Source organism: Halorubellus litoreus (assembly GCF_055378595.1).
The window spans coordinates 1,867,328-1,887,032 of record NZ_AP043836.1; the positions used below are offsets into that span (position 1 = coordinate 1,867,328).

The window sequence follows — 19,705 nt, forward strand, 5'->3', positions numbered from 1 at the left end:
AGATGCTCTATACCGCTATTATGCGCTCTTGGCCTCAATGGGTGTCCGTATGGCGAGCAACTACGGCGATGCCATGGATGCACTGACTGAAAGCGATACCTGGGTCGATGCCGGCTACGTGGCGGGCGGCTACCTCGTTCCCGCGGTCGGCGGGTCGCTCCTGGAGGGGACGATGGGCGTGGACCTGCCGAACGAACTGTACGGCGTCGCGGGAATCGCCGGCTCCGAGATGGTCGTCGGTGAGCGCATGATGACCGTCGGCAGCGGGCTCTACACGGTTGACGCGCTCGCACAGCGCTTCGGCCTCAAGAACTCGGTCACGTCGCTCGGGGGTGGGGCCTGATGACCCAGTCTCTCTTCGCCGCCGAGGGCGACACCAGCGAGTACGTCACCACCGCGACGAACGACACCGGGAACTTCAGCCCGGTCCTGGAGATCTCGCCCGACGACGGCGTCGGGCTCATCCTCCGGAACTCCGTCGCGGTCGGCCAGAAGCTCGTCGGTTTCCCCGTCTACGCCGACCTTCGGGATTCGAACGGTGACCCGCTCCCGAACAACACGCGGGTCGCCCTCGCGTATGAGTCGCCGACGGACAACCAGTGGCAGATCGTGAGCGTCCCGCTCGCGAACATCCGTTCGTTCAACGAGAAGAGCATCACCGATCAGCAGAAGAAGGACAACGTCGACTCGGTGAAGCTCGAACTCGAAGCTCAGGGCACGCCCGAGCAGAAGGCTGGCCAGACCCTGGAGATCCGCGACATCGACACCGCGTACGTGCTCGTGGAGTCGAGCGTGCAGATCGACCACTCGAAGAGCGAGATCTACGTCGACAGCGACGCCGTCGAGGAGGTCGACATCGAATGAGTACCGGCCAGCAGCAGTTCACCCGCCGGAGCCTCGCGCGGAACTTCCCGTGGAGCGAGGGCCACGTCCCGACGAGTTCCTGGGAGTTCTCCACGAACACGCCTGGCGAACTCTCCACCGTCGCGCGGTTCCAGGCGCCCCGGCCGATCTGGCTCCGCGAGGACCGCGAACTCTCGCTCGTCGTCCCCGCGTACGAGACCAAGACCGTCGATGACACCGCCGACAACAGCGAGACCTTCAAGCTCTCGCACAACCTGCTGGAGTCGCCGGCGACGAACAACATCGTCGTCTACGACGACGGTACCCGCGTCTCGGGGAGTGCGCTCACCGTCGACTACGCGGCGGACTCGTTCGACTACTCCTCGCCCAACACCGGGACGACGCTGGACATCTACTACGTGCCGCGGGACCCGGCGACGGTGAAGTTCAAGAAGACCGCACCCGGCGGGGGTGCGTCGTTCGGCCAGGACCTGTTCAGCATCCCGACGGCCATCGCGCACACTCGCGACCAGATCGAGGAACCCCTCTCGTTCGACCTGAACCGCACGGAACTCCAACCGTTCGTCCCGCGGAAGTGGGAGGTCGTGATGCAGGTGAAGGCCGACTACACCGTGAAGTTCGAGGAGCCGACGCGCGGAACGGAGGCGACGAACGCGCTCCTGTCGCTCCCGCGTGAACAGACCGAGAACCGCATCCCCGGGCTCAAGGACGCGGTGAAGGCCGACATCGCGGAGCTGAGCTAGAATCATGCAGGGCGGACTGAGTAGCGGCCAGCAGACGGGCGCTGTCTCGGTGACGGCGTACCCGGGCGCGGCGTCGACGTCGTCGACGACGGCGCCGAGCACCCAGCAGGCCGCGCCGCCCGCCGCCGACGCGGGAGCCATGCGTCAGGTCGTCGTCACCGTCCGTGGGATGGAGGTGACGCTGGCGGACGTGGTGATGCTGGCGCTGGCGCTGCAGGCGCTCGCGGAGGTTGCAGAACTCTACGTCGAGGTGACCGACTGATGGCAATTCCACGCGCGTTCCCCACCAGCGGCGGCGGTGGGACGCGCCTCAAGGAAAAGGACGAGGACGAATCGAATGGGCCGGCGTCGTCGGGTGACGCGCTCCGGCACGCCGTCGGCGCCAACGCCACGCTCAACCTCGGCGTCGACACGGACACCGGCCGGGCGACCGAGACGCTCGGGTCCGTCGGCGGCGGCTCCACGCCCGGCAACACGACGGGGAGCGCGGAGACCGAGGACGACGTGACGGTGACGACCTTCGGCGGGTCGACGTCGACGGAGACGATTCAGGAGACCGAGCAGGCCGTCGAGGAGGCGACGAACGGGCTCGCGTTCGGCGATAGCGACGTCGATGACATCGGGAGTGGCGAGGGCGTCTCGAACGTCGACACCACCAGCGAGAACGGCGGGTCGTCGTCCCAGGCACAGGCAACCACCCCGAACGTCCCTGATGCGATGAATGAACTGCCGGTGTCGCCCGCTGCGGCGGCCGCGATCGGCGTGGGCGCACTCGGGTTCCTGTACGTGGTGGTGAACTGAGATGCCTGGTGGATTCCTGGGCGGGCTCGCCAACGCTGCCGGTGGCGCCTACCAGACGGCGGCGGGCGTGGCCGACCACGCGGCCGGGAGCGTCGACGAGTCCGTCGCGAGGGCGACCGACGACGAGGCCGGTGGTGGGCTGGTCGACGGCGCGGCGGGGACGCTCGACCATCTGAGCGGGTCGGTCGACGAGGCGATCGGCCGGCAGTTCGACGATACCCCTGGCGGCGGCCTTCGTGGTGGCTTCGGTGAGGAGTTCCAGGGCGACGACCAGAGCTTCCTCACGCGGGGGGCGCTCGGCCTGCACTCGCTGGTCGATAGCGAACCCGGGAACACCGCCGGTCCCGGCCAGCAGTCCTGGGAGACCGCCGACGACGCCCGCGAACAGGGCTACGCTGGTGCCGCAGCCCAGACCTTCGAGGATGCTGGGTCCCAGCTCGGCGGGCCGCTCGGGTGGCTCGTCGCACATCCCGGCTACGTGCTCGGCGGTATCGTCGTGCTGTACGCGCTGACGGCCGCCGGTCCCGCGCTGGAACTCGCGAACACGGCCGCCGGAGGTGGCGGGTCGTGAGCGTTGGCGTGTTCGCGACGCTCGTGTCGTGGGTGATGACCGCGACGGGCGGCGACCCGGTGACGGCAGCACTCATTGCGGCGTCGGTGGTGCTGGCGGCGCGGAACTCGCGGAAGCTCGAACGCATCGAGTCGACCGCCGAGACCGCCCATCGCGTCGTCGCCGGCGAGGACGAGGTCGAAAGCGACGGACTCGTCGCGGCCTTGGAGGACGTCGAGGCGCGCGTCGACGAACTCGAGGAGCGCGTGGTCGAGACGCGCCGGCGCGTCGCCGTACTCGGGGGGTCGACCGATGGTTAGGACGACTGCCGGACCGGGGTCGAACATCGAGGCGCTGCTCGACGAGTACGGCGTCGGTGTGAACTCGTGGGTGTCGGACGTCTTCGCGAGCGACACCGACCGGTTACTGCTCGCGCTCCTGCTGGAACAGCGTGGCCAGGAACTCGTCGAGGCGCTGGACGACGCTCAGAGCGAGTACACCGACGAGGACAGCGGGACGCAGTACTACGCGCAGCAGTTCACCGTCACCCAGAGCGGGCCGCCCGAGGACGTCACCGACGACCAGGGCCGGCTCGACTTCGGGTTCGAGGCGACGAGCGTCGATCTCCGATTCACGGATTCCGTGGAGGTGGCGTTCAAGCCACAGGGGAACGCGAACCGGGTCATCGAGTACCGCAAGCAGGACAAGCACGCCGAGGGCATCCCCGTGGAGACCCAGACGATGGGCGTGGTGCGGGCTGATTCGGCGACGAGTGACCCAACTGTGTGGGTGGAGGCCTGGCCGTGACGGGGTTCGGCAAGCCCGTGCCGTCGTCGGGGTACTCGGCGGGTCCTGACGTGGAGTTCGTCGCGAAGATACCGGACGGATCGCCCATCCCGACGGGTGGCGAGATGGCGTTCGGGCCGGACGGTGACTACCTCTACCAGCACGAGGGGACGACGGCGCGGGTGTTCGACATGACGGACCCGGCGAACCCGCTGCTGGCGGACTCGGTGGACATCGGCGACGACAACAGCGCCCAGGCGACCCCAGCGGTCTCCCCGAGTGGCGAGCACGTCTACTTCTCGGGCGGCTACAAGGTCGTCCCCGTCAACTCGGACGGGACGTTCGGGGCGGTGGGGAGCTACTCGTTCGTGAACGACGACATCACCGTCACGGAGAACTACGCGGTCACGCTCGGCGGGAACACGCCTGTCAACGTCCTGGACCGGTCGGACCCGCTCGAAGCGGGTGACACGCTGGACGCGGGGCGGATGGCGGCCTGGAACGGTGCGCCGAACACGGACCTTCGGGTCGATCTCCGGCACCTGATGATTGCGGACGGCGTGATCTACGCGTTCGCACGGCCAGGAGCGCCGACGGTTCTGGCGTTCGACGCGACCGCGCTCCCGGATCTCGTCCCGATGGGCGTCCGCGTGCCGTCGTTCAAGGCCCAGAACTACGTCTTCGGGCACGCCGTCTCGGACACGCACCTGCTCGTTCGGGACTACGACGGTGGCGGGTCGCACCGACTGATGAAGTTCGAGGAGTCGCTCTCGGGATGATGGTCGAGGCGACGCACCTGCTGGCGTTCGTGCTCGGGCTGTTCGTGCCGTTCCAGTTCGCGATGGAGCGCCTGCGCGGGTTCGGCCGGCACTTCGTGGTGAAGCTCCCGTACAAACCGCCGGAGAGGACACAGGACGGAGACCGCAGGGAATAACGAGGTATCTCAACGCGGTCCCCGATCTCTAATTCTCTCTCGATTAACCCTCTCCCGAAAAATAATCTGGATTTTCCAAAGGTCTTGGAAAAATCCAAGAGGAAGTCCACTCTGTTTCCACTTTTTCCAAATTTTCAGCCCAAAGCATTTGTGTTTCGCGGCAGTTGCGAATCATATGAAATCCAGAAGGGAGTGCCTCAAGCACGGGACTGTGTGTGCCCTCAGTCTTGGTGGAATAGGAGCCGCCGCTGCCGATAGTGACTCAAATCTTCCGAGTCGACCGGTAGAGCATGTTCGCGTGAAGCAAAATGGATGGCGTGTAAGAAACGTACAGCAATCCCGAGGAGACGTATTCTACAACGGATGGTTTGGATTCCCCCATGATTCGAACCTGAACTACGTCGCTACCGAGGATAACGAAAAGTTCCCAATTCTCGCGCTATTCGCTGCTACAGTCGATCCGGGAGAATCAGGGATGTTCGGCTGGAATCCCCCATTCGGCGACGATATCAGAAAGGGTGGAAAGAAAGCCTTCAATGAAGCACTCAGCTCCCAGCGGATCAAGCATGGGCAGTTCAGCTTCTGGAACAACTGGTCAGAGTATGGACTCTCATACAGCGGTTCTCTGAATCTGACGGACGTTACCGCAGAAAAACAGGGTTACAAGTACAGCCCTCAGTGGCTCAAAGAAGACCCAGACTTCGAAGCAATTCTCGTAACAGGCGAGCTTCCCTCCGGAAAGGGTGTAGCAATCGGAGCCGCCTACGATGACGAGGGAACGAATATCAAGAAGTCTATTCTGGAACGCGAGGCCAGGGAGTTCATCAACTCTGTCGAAATCTGATTGGGTATCGATTATCGGTTGATGCACTCCCCGTCGGTTTCCCAGCCGACGATCTTCCAGGCGCTGTCCCCGTAGACGTTCGACTGGAGCGTGATGTAGCCGCGCCGGTCGAGCGGTTTGAGCACGAGCGCGTCGACCTCCTGCTTGCTGAGGTTTTGTGGCCCGTTTGAGCACGCCTTTCGAGCGGAGTCCCGACGTACGACCCCGTTCTTGTTCGCGGCCTGGCAGAGGCGCTTGTAGCCGCGTGCGAGGCGTTCGTTACGCGGTGGCTCCAGTGGCGTCATGTACTCGGGGGTGCTGCCGACGGCGTTGCGCATGAGGCCACGGATGGCTTCGCTCCGGGAGTCGAAGCGGTCGCCGCGGTCGACCCAGTCGTCGAACTCGTCGACGAGCTCTTGCGGGACCGACGACGCGGAGACGGTGGCGCCGGGGCCGGAGTCAGTGGGGCGCGCCATCAGGTACCCACCTCGTTAATAGCGAATCGGGGGGTGCTAATAGCAGGACGGCGGTGGGGATTGCATCCGTTAATAGAACCCCCTGGGGTGGGGGAGTCCGGGCTTCGTGTGCGGGCGCGCACTTTCCGCCTGCGCGTGGCCAACCGTCGTCGGTGTTGGTTCAGTCGCGCCACTGGGGTTCACCTCCGTCGGTGCGCGCGACGCCCCGCGACGCGCTGGTTGGCGTGGGTGCGTCGTGGTCGTCGACGCGGAGCCACCAGGGCGGGGCGGTGTGGATGCTCCCGGTGTCGAGGTCGGTGACGGCGAGGTCGTCGCGGACCCACTCCCACCAGAGGCGAGCGACGTGGGCGCACCAGTGGCGGTGTGGCGGGTGCGAGAACCCGGCGCAGGAACAGTCTGCGACGAGGTCGCCGTCGTAGATGGTGAACGTAACCTCGTGCTCGTCACCGTGGCCGTCGTGGTCGATGTACCCCATGAGTACGCGGAAGGCGGCTGGGCCGGTGGGCGCGCAGATGGCGGCTGCGCGCTGAGCACGTTCCCAGGCGGTGGACATGGTCCAGTCGTCGGGGAAGGTCATCGTCGGCGGTGCGAGGCGCTTGTCGAGCGCGTTGCGGGCTTTCTCGACGCCGTCGCGGCCGACGTGGCGGTCGACCCTCACGCCGAGTCACCTCCGACGCCGTGGGGTCCCTCGGGGCACTCGCGGCGGGTGAGGCCGCCGCGGGTGGTGACAGTGACCATCCGCGTGCCGCAGTGCGGACAGTGTCGTCTCACGGGCGACACACCCCCTCGTCGAGCGCCGGACACCGCTTCAGCGGCTCGTCGATCCGGTGCCCACAGAAGTTGCAGATCTGGGGCTCGTTGGAGTGCTCGACGCTCATGCAAACCACCGCCTTAGAACGGCCGAGCTGTTAGCTAATCGCCCAAAAAATATTAATTCAGAGTGGGCTGGGCCAGATTTGAACTGGCGTCACAGGCTCCCAGGGCCCGAAGTATACCAGGCTAACCCACCAGCCCTCGCTTACTCCTTCGGTTGGTTTGGTGGTAAGGGTTTCGTTCCGGGTGGGGCGTCCTCGCGGTGAGCCCGTCGGTCTAGGCGGGCGGTTGGAGGCCCCAGAGGAAGTAGATGCCGAGGGTGGTGACGACGGCGAAGATGGCCTGGAGGGGGGTGCCGACGCGGAGGTAGTCGGTGAACTTGTAGCCGCCGGGGCCGTACACGAAGAGGTTCGTCTGGTAGCCGACGGGCGTCATGAACGCGGTGCTGGCGGCGAAGGTGACGGCGAGGATGAAGGGGTACGCCCAGGCGTCGAGGGTGACGGCGGCTTCGGCGGCGACGGGTATCATGAGGACGACGCTGGCGTTGTTACTGATGACGTTCGTGAGGGCGGCGGTGAGGACGTAGAAGAGGCCGAGGATGACGATAGCGGGGAGGACGTTCGCGGCGTCGACGAGGGCGTCGGCGACGAGTGCGGCGGCCCCTGAGGTTTCCATGGCGATGCCGAGGGGGATGACGCCGGCGAGGAGGACGATGACGTCCCATTGGACGGCGTCGTAGAGTTCGCTGGGTTTGATGCAGCCGGTGAGGACCATCGCGAGGGCGCCGGCGAGTGCGCTGGCGACGATGGGGAGGATGCCGGCGGCGGCGACGCCGACGACGGCGGCGACGATACCGAGTGCGACCGGGATCTTGCCTTCGCGCCAGTCGTGACGTTCGATCTCTTGGGCGACGATGAAGTCGCGGTTGGCGTCCATGCGTTCGATGCTGTCGGCGGTGCCTTGGACGAGGAGGGTGTCGCCGACGCGGAGGTCGATGTTGTCCATGCGTTTCCGGAAGAGTTCGTCGCCGCGGCGGAGGGCGAGGACGGTGGCGTCGTAGCGCTGGCGGAACGCGCTCGTGCGGAGGGATTGGGAGACGAGCGAGCTGCCGGGGGCGACGACGACTTCGACGAGGTTCTCGGCGCGTTCTGCGGTTTCGAGTTCGGCTTCGTCGACGGTGACGTCGGCGAGGAGGTCGAGGCCTTCGGCGTCCATGAGTTCGACGAGCGTGTCGCGGTCGGTGCGCACCGCGAAGACGTCGCCGGCCTGGATCGTTTTGGGGCCGAGTGGTTCGAGGAACGTCTCGCTGCCGCGGATGAGTTGGACGAGGTCGACGTCGAAGTCCGTCTGGACGAGTGCGTCGCGGACGGTCTGCCCGATGATCGGGGAGTCTTCGCGGACTTCGACTTCGGTGAGGTAGTCCGCCATCTGGAACTCTTCGGTGAGGTCGGCGCGTGGTTTGATGCGTTCGGGGAGGAGGAGGCGGCCGACGGTGAAGAGGTAGACGAACCCGACGACGGTGACGATGGCGCCGAGTGCGGTGAACTCGAACATACTGAAGCCGCCTTCGAGCCCGATGAACCGGGCGTCCGTGGGGTCGTAGAGGCCGGCTGCGAGTTCGCTCGCGAGGATGTTCGTGCTGGTGCCGATGAGGGTGAGGGTGCCGCCGAACATCGACGCGTAACTCAGGGGGATGAGGAGTTTGGAGGGGGAGGTCTTGCCGTCGTGTGCGAGGTCGGTGACCATCGGGAGGAGGATGGCGACGGCGGCGGTGTTGTTGATGAAGCCGCTGATGGGGGCGACGAGAGTCATGGTGGCGCCGAGCTGGCGGTTCTCGTCGTCTTTCGTGAACGCGGCCATCTTCCGGCCGAGGATGCCGACGATGCCGGTGCGTTGGACGCCGTCGGAGAGGATGAACATCGCGAGGACGGTGATGGTGGCGGTGCTCGCGAACCCACTGATGCCTTGCTGTGGGGTGACGAGGACGACGCTGTCGGCGATGACGCCGACCGATTGGAGGTACTGGCTGCCTTCGGAGACGACGAGGAGGGCGACGACGACGCCGAGTGCGGTGATGTCGACGGGGACGACTTCGGTTGCGAACAGCGCGAGTGCGCCCGCGATGACGAGGAAGACGACGAGTATCTCGGGCGTGAGTGCGACCACGCCAGTGTCGACGGGAGTCGCTGCCTAAAACCTAGGGAAGTCGGCGGGGCTGACGAGGGTTGTGGTCGCAGGTTCTTCGCACGTGGGTGCTTGCCGCTGGTGGCTGTGGCCTGGTGCGGCGGGTCAGTCGGGGAGGGCGTCGGCGATGTCGTCGTCGCTCGCTTCGCTCGTGGAGCGGTGCGTGCTGGTGCCGCCGTCGCCGCCGATGGCGTTGGCGACGTCGTCGTCGCTCGCGCGTCCGGTGCTCGTCGGGATGAGTGCGTCGAGTTCGACCTCTTCGTGGACGGTTTCGTCGAAGAGCTGTTCGAACGTCAGGCGCGTGCGTTCGGGGACGCGGTCGGGGTCGACGTGGACGTGCGTGGTGGCGCCGACGGTCTCGAGGCGGTTCGTGAGGACGTGGAAGAACTGGAAGACGGCTTCCGGGTCGTTCGCGTCGAGGAGGTCGCCGAGCCCGTCGAAGCAGACGCCGATCGCGTGGCCGCGGTCGCGCCATTCTTGACAGAAGCGACTGATGGACTGGCCGAGGGCGCGGAGGTCGTCGGCGCTGGCGACGTGGTCCTCTGCGATGGGGTCGTCGTAGTCGGGTTCGTCGGCGTGGGCGCCGACGACTTCGCCGACGACGACGATGCCGCGCTTGTGGGGCTGGCGCCCCATGCCGATTGTTCCGAACCCGACGCGGTCGGTGGCGTCCGCGGGGAACGTGACGAACAGCTCGGCGCGGTCGCTGGCGTCGGCGACGTTCATGAGTTCGTCGCAGTGTTCGCCGTCCTCGTCGTCGAGGGTTTCGTCGACGAGCAGGACGGCTTTCTCGGGTTCGGTTCGGTCGGTCATCAGATACCCCCGGTTGGTGGCCGGTTCGTAACGTTTCACGTAGACCGTAAGTAAATGGTTTCCGGCCCGAGAGCGCCGCTACGGTGATTTCTGTTGGTTATTCGCTTGCTGGACGTTGGGTACCCATGCCGGTGTCGGTCGCTCGTTCGAACCGACGGACCGAGCGCACGGGAGCGAACGAGACTTGCGCGGGCGAACGAGACTTGCGCGGGCGAACGAGACTTGCGCGGGCGAACGAAAACCGAACGACTCTGGTGGGTCGACCAGGCCGAGAGAATCGGCCGGAAGCACCGCGAGGAATGTGGGGTATCGGGGGTTCTCAGAGGCGCTCTGCGAGGGTCTGCTCGATGTCGTCGTCCGTCGCCTCCGTGACCTCGTCCGGTCGGTCGTACGTCCCGCCGACGATCGAGTACGACGCCTCCTCGCTCCAGTCCTCTGCGAGCGCCGCGATGTCGTCGTCGCTCGCCTCCTCGTAGTCGACGTCCATCGTCGACGCCTCCGTCTCCTCGCCGACGACCTGGTCGAAGATGGACTGGAACGTCGCCACCGTCTCGTCCGCGTGACTCTCCGGGTCCAGGTGGAAGTGCGCGGTCGCGTCCACGGACTCCAGTCGCTTCGTGAGGACGTGACAGAACTGGAAGACGACCTCGGGCGAGGTGTACTCGAGGAGCGCCGAGAGCGAATCGAAGCAGACGTAGATGTCGTAGCCGCTGTCGTCCCAGCGCTGACAGAACTCGCTGATGGACGTCCCGAGCCGCTGGAGGTTCGTCGGGTCGGCGATGGCGTCCTGCGCGACCGCACCCGTGAAATCCGGGCCGCTCCCGCTCGCCGCCGTCGCCGACCGCATCGTGTCCCCGATGGAGATGAGGCCCTTCTTCGCGGGCTGCATCCGACTGTGGTCACCGAACCCGCTTTGCTCCGCGGACTCGTTCGGATACGTCACGGTCAACTCCGCTCGGTGGTCCGGGTTCCCCTCGTCCAGGCACGCCGTGCAGGTATCCACGTCGTCCGTCGTCACCAGCACGTTGTGCGCGCCATCGTCGATATGTATGCCTTCCATGATGAACCCCAGCCTCCGCTTGTTAGAAGATTGAGAAGCTTTTACTTGATACTTCTGGCCTCTTTGGTGGCCAGGAACGACTATTTCTAGGCCGAACGCCGAGCTGATTTTACGACTTCGCAGTCTCGAACCGCGCCCCGGCTAGAGGTCGGCGTCCTTGCGTTCGATATCGGCGACGATCTCGTACGGATGCGCGTCCTTCCGGACCCCGTCGAGTATCGTGAACGCGTCCCCCGGCGTGAGGAAGTGCGAGCAGACGACGCGCCCGATCGGCGTCGGCTCGAACCCGTCGATGAACGCGTACTCCAGGAGCTTCCCGACGGCGTGCTTCGTCGGGATGTCGCCGAGCATCCGGTCGTTCAACCGCTTCGCGTCCGTCCCACCGACGGCGACGTTCGCGAGCGTCTCCTCGACCGCGCCGTCCTCGTCGTACTTCGTGAGGACGTCCTCCATCTCGCCCTTGAGGAGCTTGAACGCGACCTCGTCCTCCGTCATCTCCATCGAGTTGTGGTACGCGCAATCCGGCTCGACGAGCACGTACACCTTCCCGCGGTCGTGGTAGTCCGGGCGGCCGGCGCGCCCGAGCATCTGCTCGAACTCCTGAACGGAGAGCCACTCGATACCCATCGCGAGCGTGTCGAAGATGACCTGGTTCGCGGGGAAGTCGACACCGGCCGCGAGCGCCGCGGTCGTGACGACGGCGGCGAGGTCCTGATTCCCGAACTTCCGCTCGACGGTCTTCCGGCGACCGTAGTCGAGCCCGGCGTGATACGGCGCGGACGAGTACTCGAGCTTCCGGCTTATCTCGTGACAGCGCCGTCGCGAGTTCGTGAAGATGATCGTCTGCCCGCGATACCCCTTCGAGGACTCCCGGTCGAACTCGCGCTTCACGAGCCGGTTCTCTATCTGGGGTTTCTCCTTCCCGCTCGCGAACGTCACGTGACGCTCGATCGGCACCGGACGTTCCTCGAACTCGACGAGGTTCGCCTCCAGTCCTACCGCGAGCTCGCGGGGATTCCCGACGGTCGCGGACAGGTACACCCACTGCGCCCCGCCGTAGCTTGGTCGTGCAGCCGACCGGTTCTCGCAGTAGTACTTCAGTCGCGAGATGAGGCCGTCGAGCCGGTGGCCGCGCTCCTCCTCCTTGAGCGTGTGGACCTCGTCGATGACGACCGTCCCGATGTCCCCGAGGTCCTTCCCCGTCCGGAGCGCGTGGTCGATGCCCTCGTACGTGCCGACGATGACGTCCGCGCCGGGGTCGAACTGGTTCCCGTCGTCGTTGATGCGGCTCGCGCCGACGCGGATGGTGACGTCGACCATGTCGCCGTAGCGCTCCTGGAAGTCCTCGTGCTTCTGGTTCGCGAGCGCGACCAGCGGCACCAAGAAGAGCATCTTCCCCTGGCCGTTCAGCACGCGGTCGAGTCCCGTCAACTCGCCGACGAGCGTCTTCCCGGTCGCGGTCGCGGACACCACCAGTTGGTCTTTCCCCTCGAAGAGCCCGTTCTCGACGGCGAGACTCTGCACGGGCAACAGGGTATCGAACCGGCCTTCGAGGTGGTTCTGGATGCCCGGGTGGAGGTCGAGGGTGTCGACGCCAACGAGGTCGATGTCGTCGGTGGTCGCCGATATCTCGTCGAACTTCGTCAGGTCCGGGTCGAGCTGGCCTTCGAGGAGGTTCTTGATGCGGCCGAGGTCGCGGACGTCGACCATGAGTTCCTCCAGGCGGTCCTTCGCGTCCGCGGTGAACTCGCCGTGGAACGCGAGCTCCTGCTCGAGTTCGGCGCGAGCGCAGTCCGGACAGATCTCGTCGCGGCCGGCCTTGATGGCGGTGTCGCTCGTTATCGGCGAGTACCGGCCGTCGGTCGCGCAGTACCGGCACGTGCGGACGACCTTCGCGGACAGCTGGTAGCCGTCGAGGAGTTCGCGGAGTTCGTCGCGCGCCGGCTGGCTGGTCTGTTCGCTGATGCGGATGCGGTCGGCGCGACGCGCCAGGTCCACGAACTCGTCGGGCGACCGTGGGTCCTCGCTGGAGCCGTCGACGACGCGGAACTTCCCGGGGCGGGGCCCCGCCGACGTCTCCTTCGGTTCGAGCTTCCCGCGGAGCGCACGCTCCCCACCAGACTGGACGACGACGTCGTACCGGTCGCCGCGCTCGTGGAGGAACAGCGTGTCGACGCGCTGGACCTGCTTTGACACGCGAGACTCTACTTGACCCGGGTATTTCAGGTTCTCGGAGTCACGCTAGCGCCCACCAGTGTCTCCGTGGGTCGACGCGCCAGCGAACACAAGACGTATACCAGTTTGCTGGCACGTTCCGGACGACTCATGCCGTCCTCTCGACGCGCCCTCCTCCGTTCGGCCGGCGCGCTCGCCGGCGCCAGCGCGACCGCTGGCGCCGGGTGCGTGAGCATCGGCGCAGGCGACAGGTACGTGTTGCACGCCGACGACGTCGACGGCTCGCTCGCGAGCCACCTCCTGGTCGCCGACCCGACGGCGGTCCGCGCGAGCACCCGCCTCGACTACGACGCCGCGACCAAGCGCGACTGGCTCGACGAACTGTTCGGGACCGGGCGCGTCACCGCGGTCCAGTGGCCGCTCGTCGAACCGGACGAGTGGGGCGACGACGTCCGGCTGCGACCGACCTTCCTCCAGCACGAGGGCGCGTTCCACGCGGTCACGGTCGAGCGGACGCGTCAGGTCGACCGCGACCGCTGGCTGTTCGCGGTCGAGCGCACCGACGAGGACCCGCCGAGCGACGCGACGGTCCGAAGCGAGCCGTTCGACTCGCTATCGGAGCGCGACCGCGAGATACTCCAGGCCGCGCTCGACGCCGTCTACGCCGGCAACGACGGGTTCCTCGGGGAACCCGATGTCGACGGCCTCCGCCCCGTCCAGTACCATCGGGACGTGTCCGTCGAGGAGAGCGACCTGGTTCCGGACCCGCCGTTCGAGTACGTGGACTACTACGACGACTACTATCGCGTCGTCGCCGAGCAGCGGACGGTGTCGGTCCCTGAGCGCACGTTCGCGGTCGAGCGCGTCGCGTCGACGCGGAGCGAACTCGAGGTCCACGTCGAGGAGACCGTCCCCGACGCCCGGTTCGAGGACCCCTCGGACGCCGTTCGCGAGGTTCTCGACGCGGCCGTCGACGAGGAATCCGGCCAGCGGTACGAGGAGGAGCCACCGGTCTCGGACGCGCTCTCGACGGTCCTCGACGACCTCGGTATCGCCGACGACCTGCGGCCGGCCGACGAGTACGACGAGCGCGTCGACTTCAGGGGCGCGGTCGCGTCCTACGACGGCGACTGGTACGTGTTCAACCTCTACCTCGACCCCTGACCGCGACCGCCGACGGCGGCCGTCAGTCGCGTTCGCCGCCGTCCGCTCGCACGTCGCCACTGCGGTCGCCGAACCCGAAGATTGCCGCGAAGAGCGCGAGGCTGGTTCGGGCGCGCGTCGTGCCGGGAACGTCTCGCTCGTCCATACGATTTAGGCTGGCCTAAAGAAACAAAAGGGTGCCGGTCGCAACCGCAACCCACGCCAACCGGACCGCACCCGCTCCTACTCGACGAGTTCGATGGTGTCGTCGCCGTTCGGGACGACACAGATGAACGCCCCCGGCTCGTCGCTCTCGTTCCGATACCAGTGCACGGTCCCCGCCGGGATGAGGAGCGAATCCCCAGCGCTGACCTCGTACTCCTCGTCGTCGATGCCCACGACGTACTCGCCCTCGAGGACGTACTGCTCGTGCTCGACCGCGTTCGTGTGCTCCGGCACCTCGCTCCCGGGCGCGAGCGTGAACCGCCGCATCGCGAAGTTCGGCGCACCATCGCTCTCGTCCACGAGCACGCCCTTCTCCAGGCCATCGGCCGCATCCACCGCCTCGTACTCGACGTCCTCGCCGCGTCGAATCACCGGTGTCGCCGCGTCGCTCTCGCTCATGGTCGACCGTTCGCCACGACCGTACTTCAAACCGCGTCGTCGAGGACGGCGCTTGCGCGCCGACCGTGCCAGCGTGGCCGGCGATTTAAGCCCCTTCCACCGCTACGTGTGCGTATGCGAAGCTACCGCATCGGGTCGCTGTTCGGCATCCCGATCAAGTTGGACGTGACCTTCCTCCTCGTCCTCCCGCTGTTCGCGTACCTCATCGCCGGCCAGGTCGCGAGCACCGTCGAACTCGTCAACCAGCTCCCGCGGGTCGCCATCGACGCCGGCGCGCTGGAGGGCCAGAACGTCCGCTGGCTCGTCGGGAGCGCCGCCGCCATCGGGCTGTTCGCGAGCGTCGTCCTCCACGAACTCGGGCACTCGCTGACCGCGATGCGGTACGGGTACACCATCGACTCCATCACGCTCTGGATCTTCGGTGGTATCGCCGCGCTCTCGGAGATGCCCGAGGACTGGAAGCAAGAACTCGCGGTCGCCATCGCCGGCCCAGCGGTCTCGGTCGCGCTCGGCGCGCTCGCGTACGTCGCCGTCGCGTTCCTCGTCCCCGAGAGCCTCGCAGCGGTCGCGTTCGTCGTCGCGTACCTCGCCGTGATGAACGTCGCGCTCGCCGTGTTCAACATGCTCCCCGGGTTCCCGATGGACGGCGGGCGCGTCCTCCGCGCACTCCTCGCGCGGAACCGCCCGTACGCCAAGGCAACCCAGATCGCGGCGAGCGTCGGGAAGGGCTTCGCCGTCCTGCTGGGCCTGTTCGGGCTCCTGACGACGCAGCTCCTCATGATCGGGATCGCGTTCTTCATCTACATCGGCGCGAGCGGCGAGAGCCAGCAGGTCGTGATGAAGGCGGTATTCAACGGCGTCACCGTCGCGGACGTGATGACCACGCGCGAACACCTCCACACCGTGACGCCGGAGACGAGCGTCGCGGAACTCGTCGAACGCATGTTCCGCGAACGCCACACCGGCTATCCGGTTCTCGACGACGGCACGCTCGTCGGCGTCGTCACGCTCGCGGACGCGAAGGACGTCAAACCCGTCGAGCGCGACGCGTACACCGTCGGTGACGTCATGACGACCGAACTGAAGACCATCGAACCGAACGCCGCGGCGATGGACGCCCTCCAGGAGATCCAGGGCAGCAACGTCGGCCGACTCCTCGTCATCGAGGACGACGACCTCGTCGGCCTCGTCTCCCGAACCGACCTGGTCACCGCGTTCAACGTCATCCAGGAGAGCGGCCGGCTCACCGGGTCGACGACCGAACCCGCGAACGACCCCGACAGCCGGATCGCGTGATGACCGACCCCGACAGCCGGATCGCGTGATGACCGACCCCGACAGCCGGATCGACTGACGAGCGATTACTCTCCGCACTCCGGCGGCGGCCCGTCGACGTCCCGTCCCGTTCTTCGCCCGTGATAGTGCACCGCCGTGACCGCGACCGCCGCGAGCACCGCGAGCACCCAGGCGACGACCCCTTCGACGACGCCGGTCGCGGCGAGCACGAGCACGCCGACCGCGCCAGCGCCCGCACCGACCACGTACGCCGTCCACGGGACCGCGTCGTCGGCGCCCGCGACCGCGTGGTACGCGTCCACGACGACGGGGTCGCGGAGCGATATCTCGTCGCCGTCGTCGTCGTACGCGACGATACCGGCGTCGTCGAGCTTCGGGAGATGGAACTGGTGGAGCGAGTTCCGGACGCTCTTACGCTCCCGGTAGTCGAGCTCCGCCGGGTCGACGCCGTGCTCCCAGCCGGCGACGGCCTCCGAGAGCGTCGACAGCGACACGCACTCGTCGGGTCGTCGCCGCAAGTAGTGAAGGACGAACCGTCGACGCTGGTTCGCCAGTAACTCGAACACCTCGTCGTCCGTCGGTGTCCCCGCGCTATCGGTCGTGCTGCCGTCCACGTCCGCTCCCGTGCCGTCGGACGACGTGGCGGTATCGACTCCCCCTTTCGATTGTGCTTTGCTCATCGGATGTCCCCCCGGACGAACACACAGTATCCCCGGCACTGCTTAATTGTGTGACTTTACCACACATGCCCTGTCGGGTTTCGAAAAATTCCAGCCAGATAGTGCTGCCTGAAAAGACTTCGCGACGAGTATGGGATAATTACCATCCAATCCCCGTCAGGGAACCGTCGGACGACGGGCGAACCCCGCCACGAAAAGGCGTCTACGCGACGTCCTCGACGGCACTGTCCGCGACCGCCGATGGCGCGCACCGTCGCGCTGTTCGGAACAACCGTGGTACTACTGTCGGCCGAATGCGGACCGACACGGGCGATTACGACCCGTTGAGCTCACCAACCTATCCGATCGAACTCCTCTCACAACGTCGGTGGCGGTCGTTCGCCCACACGTCCCTCCCGGCCACCGACGTCGACGCGCTCGCCGCAGGGAGAACCGAGGAGGCGTCGGTCGGACGCGGCAGAGAACCCACGAATGCACGAGCGCGCCCATCAACGACACGACGCCCCCGACACCCGGCCCGAACGACACCGCCGATCCAGATACCGTGGATCACGAGTGCACGGGAATCGACGGGGCGGAGAGCGTCCGGCGCACGGGAATCGACGGGGCGGAGAGCGTCCGGCGCACGGGAATCGACGGGGCGGAGAGCGTCGAGTGAAAGGGGGCCGACAGGGAGACGCCGAACCCGGATGCGCGGAACCGACGCCCGGCTCCCGCGAGCGGGCGTGCAAGCCGTTCAGTAACCCCTTTAGGCGACGGCGGGGAACCGGTGGGTATGTTCCTGACACTCCGGTCGGCCGTCGAGGACGCGCTCGCGGACGCGCTCGCCGCCCTCGACTATCCGACCGACGACCTCGGTATCGAGGAACCGCCGGAAGACGTCGACGCCGTCCTCGCCTCGAGCGTCGCGTTCCGACTGGCGAGCGAGGCCGGTGCGCCGCCGCCGCAGGTCGCCGCGGAGGTCGCGGACGCCCTCGACGCGGACGACATCGAGTACGTCGCCGATATCACGACCCAGGGGCCGTACGTGAACTTCCTGCCGAGCGACGCGTACTACGCGGGGACGCTCGACGCCGGCCAGCGCGACGACTACGGGCGCCTGCCGGACACCGGCGAGTCCGCGGTCGTCGAGCACACGAGCGCGAACCCGACCGGGCCCGTGCACGTCGGGCGCGCCCGCAACCCCATCGTCGGGGACGCGGTCGCGAACGTCCTCGACTTCGCGGGGTACGACGTCGACCGGCACTACTACGTGAACGACGCCGGCCGCCAGATGGCGGTGTTCACGTGGGCGTACGAGCACTTCGACGAGGAAGATCTCGACAGCGAGCCCGAGCGCGACCGCATCGAGTACGACCTCGTCCGGTACTACCGGAAGGGGAACGCGTTCCTCGAAGACGGTCCCGCCGACGAGGTCGAGGAAGCCGAAGCGGAGATCCAGGCGATCATGCAGGGCCTGGAGGCGGGCGACGAGGACGTCCACGAGCGCGTCACCGAGGTCGTCGACCAGGTGCTGTCGGGGATGCGCGAGTGCCTCGCGCGCCTGCCCGCGGAGTTCGACGAGTTCGTCAAGGAGTCGCGGTTCATGTTCGACGGCTCCACGGACGACCTGGTCGCGCGCCTCAAGGAACTCGACGAAGCGGTCTACGAGGAGGACGCCTGGCAGCTCGACCTCTCGCCGCACGGCATCGAGAAGAACATGGTGTTCCTGCGGTCGGACGACACGAGCCTCTACACGACCCGGGACCTCGCGCACCACGAGTGGAAGTTCGAGGAGTACGACCGCGCCGTCACCGTTCTCGGCGAGGACCACAAGCTCCAGGCCGAGCAACTCCAGACGACGCTCGACCTGCTCGGGAACGACACGAGCCAGCTGGAGAACGTCATCTTCTCGTGGGTGAACCTCCCCGGCGGGCTCGGGATGTCGACGCGCGAAGGCACCGGCGTCGACCTCGACGACCTGCTCGACGAGGCCGTCGACCGTGCGCGCGGAGAGGTCGAGGACCGCATGGAGGACCGCATCCGCGACGACGACCTCACCGACGAGGACGTCGACCGCATCGCCCATCAGGTCGGTATCGGCGCGGTCCGGTACGACATCATCTCGAAGCAACTCACGAAGACCATCACGTTCGAGTGGGACCGCGCGCTCGACTTCGAAGCGCAGAGCGCGCCGTACGTCCAGTACGTCCACGCTCGCACCTGCGGCATCCTGGACGAGGTCGACGAGGTACCCGAGTTCGACGCGAGCGCGCTCGAACACGAGGCCGCTCGCGACCTCCTGCGGACGATCGCGCGGTTCCCCGCGGTCGTCGAAGCGTCGGCGGACGCACTGGAACCGCACAACGTCGCGACGTACACGCGCGAGTTCGCGGAGACGTTCAACGGCTTCTACCGCGAATGCCCCGTCCTCAGCGAGGACGACCCCGAGCTGCGCGCGGCACGCGTCGCGCTCGTCGCCGCCGCCCGCAACACGATCGCGAACGCACTCGCGCTCCTCGGCGTCGCCGCACCCGACTCGATGTAAGCAACTGGCGACGCGACCCTTCTCGATTCTCTCCCCCGTTCGTTCGACCGTCCGGCGTGGCGACCGCTCCCGGATGTCGACACGACGCGCTCTCGACGCCCCACCTGCGTCCATCGACGCCGACGTCGCGGGAGCGCTTAGCCGAGTAGCGGGAGCGCGATGACGCCGCCGCTGGCCATGATGCTCCCGCCGACGAAGATGACGGCGCCGGCGCCGACGCCGAGAACGAGCACCAGGAAGAGCAGTATCCACGAGAGCGGAATCGAGTTGTCGTCAGCCATGTACGGTCGTTGGAACGTCGGACGGGAAAGCCGTTTCCGTTCGAGAGCGCCGTGGAACGACCCAGTCCGGTCGCCGGTCGGGTGCGTGCGGCCGGACCTGCAGTGGCGCGCGACCGACGTCAGCGGTCGTCG

General features: G+C 66.8%; 24 protein-coding genes and 1 tRNA gene. 14 read left to right on the top strand and 11 right to left on the bottom strand.

The window, feature by feature from the left end; translation table 11 throughout:
- The first annotated feature begins 49 nt into the window (after positions 1 to 49).
- From ACZ48X_RS13475 to ACZ48X_RS13525, 11 genes are all read left to right on the top strand, one after another.
- Positions 50 to 343: a hypothetical protein gene (locus tag ACZ48X_RS13475; protein WP_336349223.1), complete on the top strand. Its 294-nt coding sequence runs from the start codon at positions 50 to 52 to the stop codon at positions 341 to 343.
- Entirely contained in the window at positions 343 to 864 is a 522-nt protein-coding gene (locus tag ACZ48X_RS13480) for a hypothetical protein (protein ID WP_336349222.1), read from the top strand. The genes ACZ48X_RS13475 and ACZ48X_RS13480 overlap by 1 nt, the downstream gene beginning before the upstream one ends.
- Complete coding sequence (locus ACZ48X_RS13485) at positions 861 to 1,607, top strand: hypothetical protein (protein ID WP_336349221.1); 747 nt, start codon at positions 861 to 863, stop codon at positions 1,605 to 1,607. The genes ACZ48X_RS13480 and ACZ48X_RS13485 overlap by 4 nt, the downstream gene beginning before the upstream one ends.
- 4 nt (positions 1,608 to 1,611) lie before the next feature.
- Positions 1,612 to 1,869 (top strand): hypothetical protein, encoded by a 258-nt coding sequence (locus ACZ48X_RS13490; protein WP_336349220.1) that lies wholly within the window; start codon positions 1,612 to 1,614, stop codon positions 1,867 to 1,869.
- Positions 1,869 to 2,408: a hypothetical protein gene (locus ACZ48X_RS13495; protein WP_336349219.1), complete on the top strand. Its 540-nt coding sequence runs from the start codon at positions 1,869 to 1,871 to the stop codon at positions 2,406 to 2,408. The genes ACZ48X_RS13490 and ACZ48X_RS13495 overlap by 1 nt, the downstream gene beginning before the upstream one ends.
- 1 nt (position 2,409) lies before the next feature.
- Positions 2,410 to 2,979, top strand: a complete 570-nt coding sequence (locus ACZ48X_RS13500; protein ID WP_336349218.1) for a hypothetical protein — start codon at positions 2,410 to 2,412, stop codon at positions 2,977 to 2,979.
- Positions 2,976 to 3,278, top strand: a complete 303-nt coding sequence (locus tag ACZ48X_RS13505; RefSeq protein WP_336349217.1) for a hypothetical protein — start codon at positions 2,976 to 2,978, stop codon at positions 3,276 to 3,278. Before ACZ48X_RS13500 ends, ACZ48X_RS13505 begins: the two co-directional genes overlap by 4 nt.
- Positions 3,271 to 3,765 (top strand): hypothetical protein, encoded by a 495-nt coding sequence (locus ACZ48X_RS13510; RefSeq protein ID WP_336349216.1) that lies wholly within the window; start codon positions 3,271 to 3,273, stop codon positions 3,763 to 3,765. The genes ACZ48X_RS13505 and ACZ48X_RS13510 overlap by 8 nt, the downstream gene beginning before the upstream one ends.
- Positions 3,762 to 4,523, top strand: coding sequence for an LVIVD repeat-containing protein (locus tag ACZ48X_RS13515; RefSeq protein WP_336349215.1), 762 nt, complete (start codon positions 3,762 to 3,764; stop codon positions 4,521 to 4,523). The genes ACZ48X_RS13510 and ACZ48X_RS13515 overlap by 4 nt, the downstream gene beginning before the upstream one ends.
- Positions 4,520 to 4,678, top strand: coding sequence for a hypothetical protein (locus ACZ48X_RS13520; protein ID WP_336349214.1), 159 nt, complete (start codon positions 4,520 to 4,522; stop codon positions 4,676 to 4,678). The genes ACZ48X_RS13515 and ACZ48X_RS13520 overlap by 4 nt, the downstream gene beginning before the upstream one ends.
- 175 nt (positions 4,679 to 4,853) lie before the next feature.
- Complete coding sequence (locus tag ACZ48X_RS13525) at positions 4,854 to 5,522, top strand: hypothetical protein (RefSeq protein WP_336349213.1); 669 nt, start codon at positions 4,854 to 4,856, stop codon at positions 5,520 to 5,522.
- An 11-nt stretch (positions 5,523 to 5,533) separates the two neighbouring features.
- On the opposite strand, the gene ACZ48X_RS13530 is transcribed toward ACZ48X_RS13525, so the two are convergent.
- The 7 genes from ACZ48X_RS13530 to ACZ48X_RS13560 form a co-directional block, all read right to left on the bottom strand.
- On the bottom strand, positions 5,534 to 5,977 hold the full coding sequence (locus ACZ48X_RS13530) for a ribbon-helix-helix domain-containing protein (protein ID WP_336349212.1): 444 nt from the start codon (positions 5,975 to 5,977) through the stop codon (positions 5,534 to 5,536).
- A gap of 160 nt (positions 5,978 to 6,137) precedes the next feature.
- Positions 6,138 to 6,635, bottom strand: coding sequence for a hypothetical protein (locus tag ACZ48X_RS13535; protein WP_336349211.1), 498 nt, complete (start codon positions 6,633 to 6,635; stop codon positions 6,138 to 6,140).
- A gap of 283 nt (positions 6,636 to 6,918) precedes the next feature.
- Positions 6,919 to 6,991 (bottom strand) — tRNA-Pro (locus tag ACZ48X_RS13540).
- Positions 6,992 to 7,066: 75 nt separating this feature from the next.
- Positions 7,067 to 8,956 (bottom strand): SLC13 family permease, encoded by a 1,890-nt coding sequence (locus tag ACZ48X_RS13545; protein ID WP_379761800.1) that lies wholly within the window; start codon positions 8,954 to 8,956, stop codon positions 7,067 to 7,069.
- A 123-nt stretch (positions 8,957 to 9,079) separates the two neighbouring features.
- On the bottom strand, positions 9,080 to 9,787 hold the full coding sequence (locus ACZ48X_RS13550; protein WP_336349210.1) for a DUF7504 family protein: 708 nt from the start codon (positions 9,785 to 9,787) through the stop codon (positions 9,080 to 9,082).
- A 319-nt stretch (positions 9,788 to 10,106) separates the two neighbouring features.
- A complete protein-coding gene (locus ACZ48X_RS13555) occupies positions 10,107 to 10,847 on the bottom strand; it encodes a DUF7504 family protein (protein WP_336349209.1) in 741 nt (246 codons plus the stop codon).
- Positions 10,848 to 10,988: 141 nt separating this feature from the next.
- Positions 10,989 to 13,043, bottom strand: coding sequence for a DEAD/DEAH box helicase (locus ACZ48X_RS13560; protein WP_336349208.1), 2,055 nt, complete (start codon positions 13,041 to 13,043; stop codon positions 10,989 to 10,991).
- 129 nt (positions 13,044 to 13,172) lie between these two features.
- On the opposite strand from ACZ48X_RS13560, the gene ACZ48X_RS13565 reads away from it, so the two are divergent.
- Positions 13,173 to 14,186: a hypothetical protein gene (locus ACZ48X_RS13565; RefSeq protein ID WP_336349207.1), complete on the top strand. Its 1,014-nt coding sequence runs from the start codon at positions 13,173 to 13,175 to the stop codon at positions 14,184 to 14,186.
- 22 nt (positions 14,187 to 14,208) lie between these two features.
- Here ACZ48X_RS13565 and ACZ48X_RS13570 read toward each other — a convergent pair whose 3' ends face one another.
- Together ACZ48X_RS13570 and ACZ48X_RS13575 are read right to left on the bottom strand one after the other, a co-directional pair.
- The gene (locus ACZ48X_RS13570) at positions 14,209 to 14,331 is read right to left on the bottom strand and encodes a hypothetical protein (RefSeq protein ID WP_336349206.1); all 123 of its coding nucleotides are present in this window, start codon (positions 14,329 to 14,331) and stop codon (positions 14,209 to 14,211) included.
- A gap of 77 nt (positions 14,332 to 14,408) precedes the next feature.
- Positions 14,409 to 14,789 (bottom strand): cupin domain-containing protein, encoded by a 381-nt coding sequence (locus ACZ48X_RS13575; protein ID WP_336349205.1) that lies wholly within the window; start codon positions 14,787 to 14,789, stop codon positions 14,409 to 14,411.
- Between the two features lie 114 nt (positions 14,790 to 14,903).
- On the opposite strand from ACZ48X_RS13575, the gene ACZ48X_RS13580 reads away from it, so the two are divergent.
- On the top strand, positions 14,904 to 16,085 hold the full coding sequence (locus ACZ48X_RS13580) for a CBS domain-containing protein (protein WP_336349204.1): 1,182 nt from the start codon (positions 14,904 to 14,906) through the stop codon (positions 16,083 to 16,085).
- Positions 16,086 to 16,150: 65 nt separating this feature from the next.
- Here the strand turns inward: ACZ48X_RS13580 and ACZ48X_RS13585 are convergent, their stop codons facing one another.
- On the bottom strand, positions 16,151 to 16,765 hold the full coding sequence (locus tag ACZ48X_RS13585; RefSeq protein WP_336349203.1) for a DUF7344 domain-containing protein: 615 nt from the start codon (positions 16,763 to 16,765) through the stop codon (positions 16,151 to 16,153).
- A 775-nt stretch (positions 16,766 to 17,540) separates the two neighbouring features.
- On the opposite strand from ACZ48X_RS13585, the gene argS reads away from it, so the two are divergent.
- Positions 17,541 to 19,292: an arginine--tRNA ligase gene (gene argS, locus ACZ48X_RS13590; RefSeq protein WP_336349202.1), complete on the top strand. Its 1,752-nt coding sequence runs from the start codon at positions 17,541 to 17,543 to the stop codon at positions 19,290 to 19,292.
- 137 nt (positions 19,293 to 19,429) lie between these two features.
- Here argS and ACZ48X_RS13595 read toward each other — a convergent pair whose 3' ends face one another.
- A complete protein-coding gene (locus ACZ48X_RS13595) occupies positions 19,430 to 19,573 on the bottom strand; it encodes a hypothetical protein (protein ID WP_336349201.1) in 144 nt (47 codons plus the stop codon).
- Positions 19,574 to 19,705: the final 132 nt, after the last annotated feature.

Bases quoted from the DNA above. Each gene is read 5' to 3' on its own strand.
- ACZ48X_RS13475 (WP_336349223.1), top strand. From the start codon at position 50: ATGGCGAGCAACTACGGCGATGCCATGGATGCACTGACTGAAAGCGAT.
- ACZ48X_RS13480 (WP_336349222.1), top strand. From the start codon at position 343: ATGACCCAGTCTCTCTTCGCCGCCGAGGGCGACACCAGCGAGTACGTC.
- ACZ48X_RS13485 (WP_336349221.1), top strand. From the start codon at position 861: ATGAGTACCGGCCAGCAGCAGTTCACCCGCCGGAGCCTCGCGCGGAAC.
- ACZ48X_RS13490 (WP_336349220.1), top strand. From the start codon at position 1,612: ATGCAGGGCGGACTGAGTAGCGGCCAGCAGACGGGCGCTGTCTCGGTG.
- ACZ48X_RS13495 (WP_336349219.1), top strand. From the start codon at position 1,869: ATGGCAATTCCACGCGCGTTCCCCACCAGCGGCGGCGGTGGGACGCGC.
- ACZ48X_RS13500 (WP_336349218.1), top strand. From the start codon at position 2,410: ATGCCTGGTGGATTCCTGGGCGGGCTCGCCAACGCTGCCGGTGGCGCC.
- ACZ48X_RS13510 (WP_336349216.1), top strand. From the start codon at position 3,271: ATGGTTAGGACGACTGCCGGACCGGGGTCGAACATCGAGGCGCTGCTC.
- ACZ48X_RS13520 (WP_336349214.1), top strand. From the start codon at position 4,520: ATGATGGTCGAGGCGACGCACCTGCTGGCGTTCGTGCTCGGGCTGTTC.
- ACZ48X_RS13525 (WP_336349213.1), top strand. From the start codon at position 4,854: ATGAAATCCAGAAGGGAGTGCCTCAAGCACGGGACTGTGTGTGCCCTC.
- ACZ48X_RS13530 (WP_336349212.1), bottom strand. From the start codon at position 5,977: ATGGCGCGCCCCACTGACTCCGGCCCCGGCGCCACCGTCTCCGCGTCG.
- ACZ48X_RS13550 (WP_336349210.1), bottom strand. From the start codon at position 9,787: ATGACCGACCGAACCGAACCCGAGAAAGCCGTCCTGCTCGTCGACGAA.
- ACZ48X_RS13555 (WP_336349209.1), bottom strand. From the start codon at position 10,847: ATGGAAGGCATACATATCGACGATGGCGCGCACAACGTGCTGGTGACG.
- ACZ48X_RS13565 (WP_336349207.1), top strand. From the start codon at position 13,173: ATGCCGTCCTCTCGACGCGCCCTCCTCCGTTCGGCCGGCGCGCTCGCC.
- ACZ48X_RS13570 (WP_336349206.1), bottom strand. From the start codon at position 14,331: ATGGACGAGCGAGACGTTCCCGGCACGACGCGCGCCCGAACCAGCCTC.
- ACZ48X_RS13575 (WP_336349205.1), bottom strand. From the start codon at position 14,789: ATGAGCGAGAGCGACGCGGCGACACCGGTGATTCGACGCGGCGAGGAC.
- ACZ48X_RS13580 (WP_336349204.1), top strand. From the start codon at position 14,904: ATGCGAAGCTACCGCATCGGGTCGCTGTTCGGCATCCCGATCAAGTTG.
- ACZ48X_RS13585 (WP_336349203.1), bottom strand. From the start codon at position 16,765: ATGAGCAAAGCACAATCGAAAGGGGGAGTCGATACCGCCACGTCGTCC.
- argS (WP_336349202.1), top strand. From the start codon at position 17,541: ATGTTCCTGACACTCCGGTCGGCCGTCGAGGACGCGCTCGCGGACGCG.
- ACZ48X_RS13595 (WP_336349201.1), bottom strand. From the start codon at position 19,573: ATGGCTGACGACAACTCGATTCCGCTCTCGTGGATACTGCTCTTCCTG.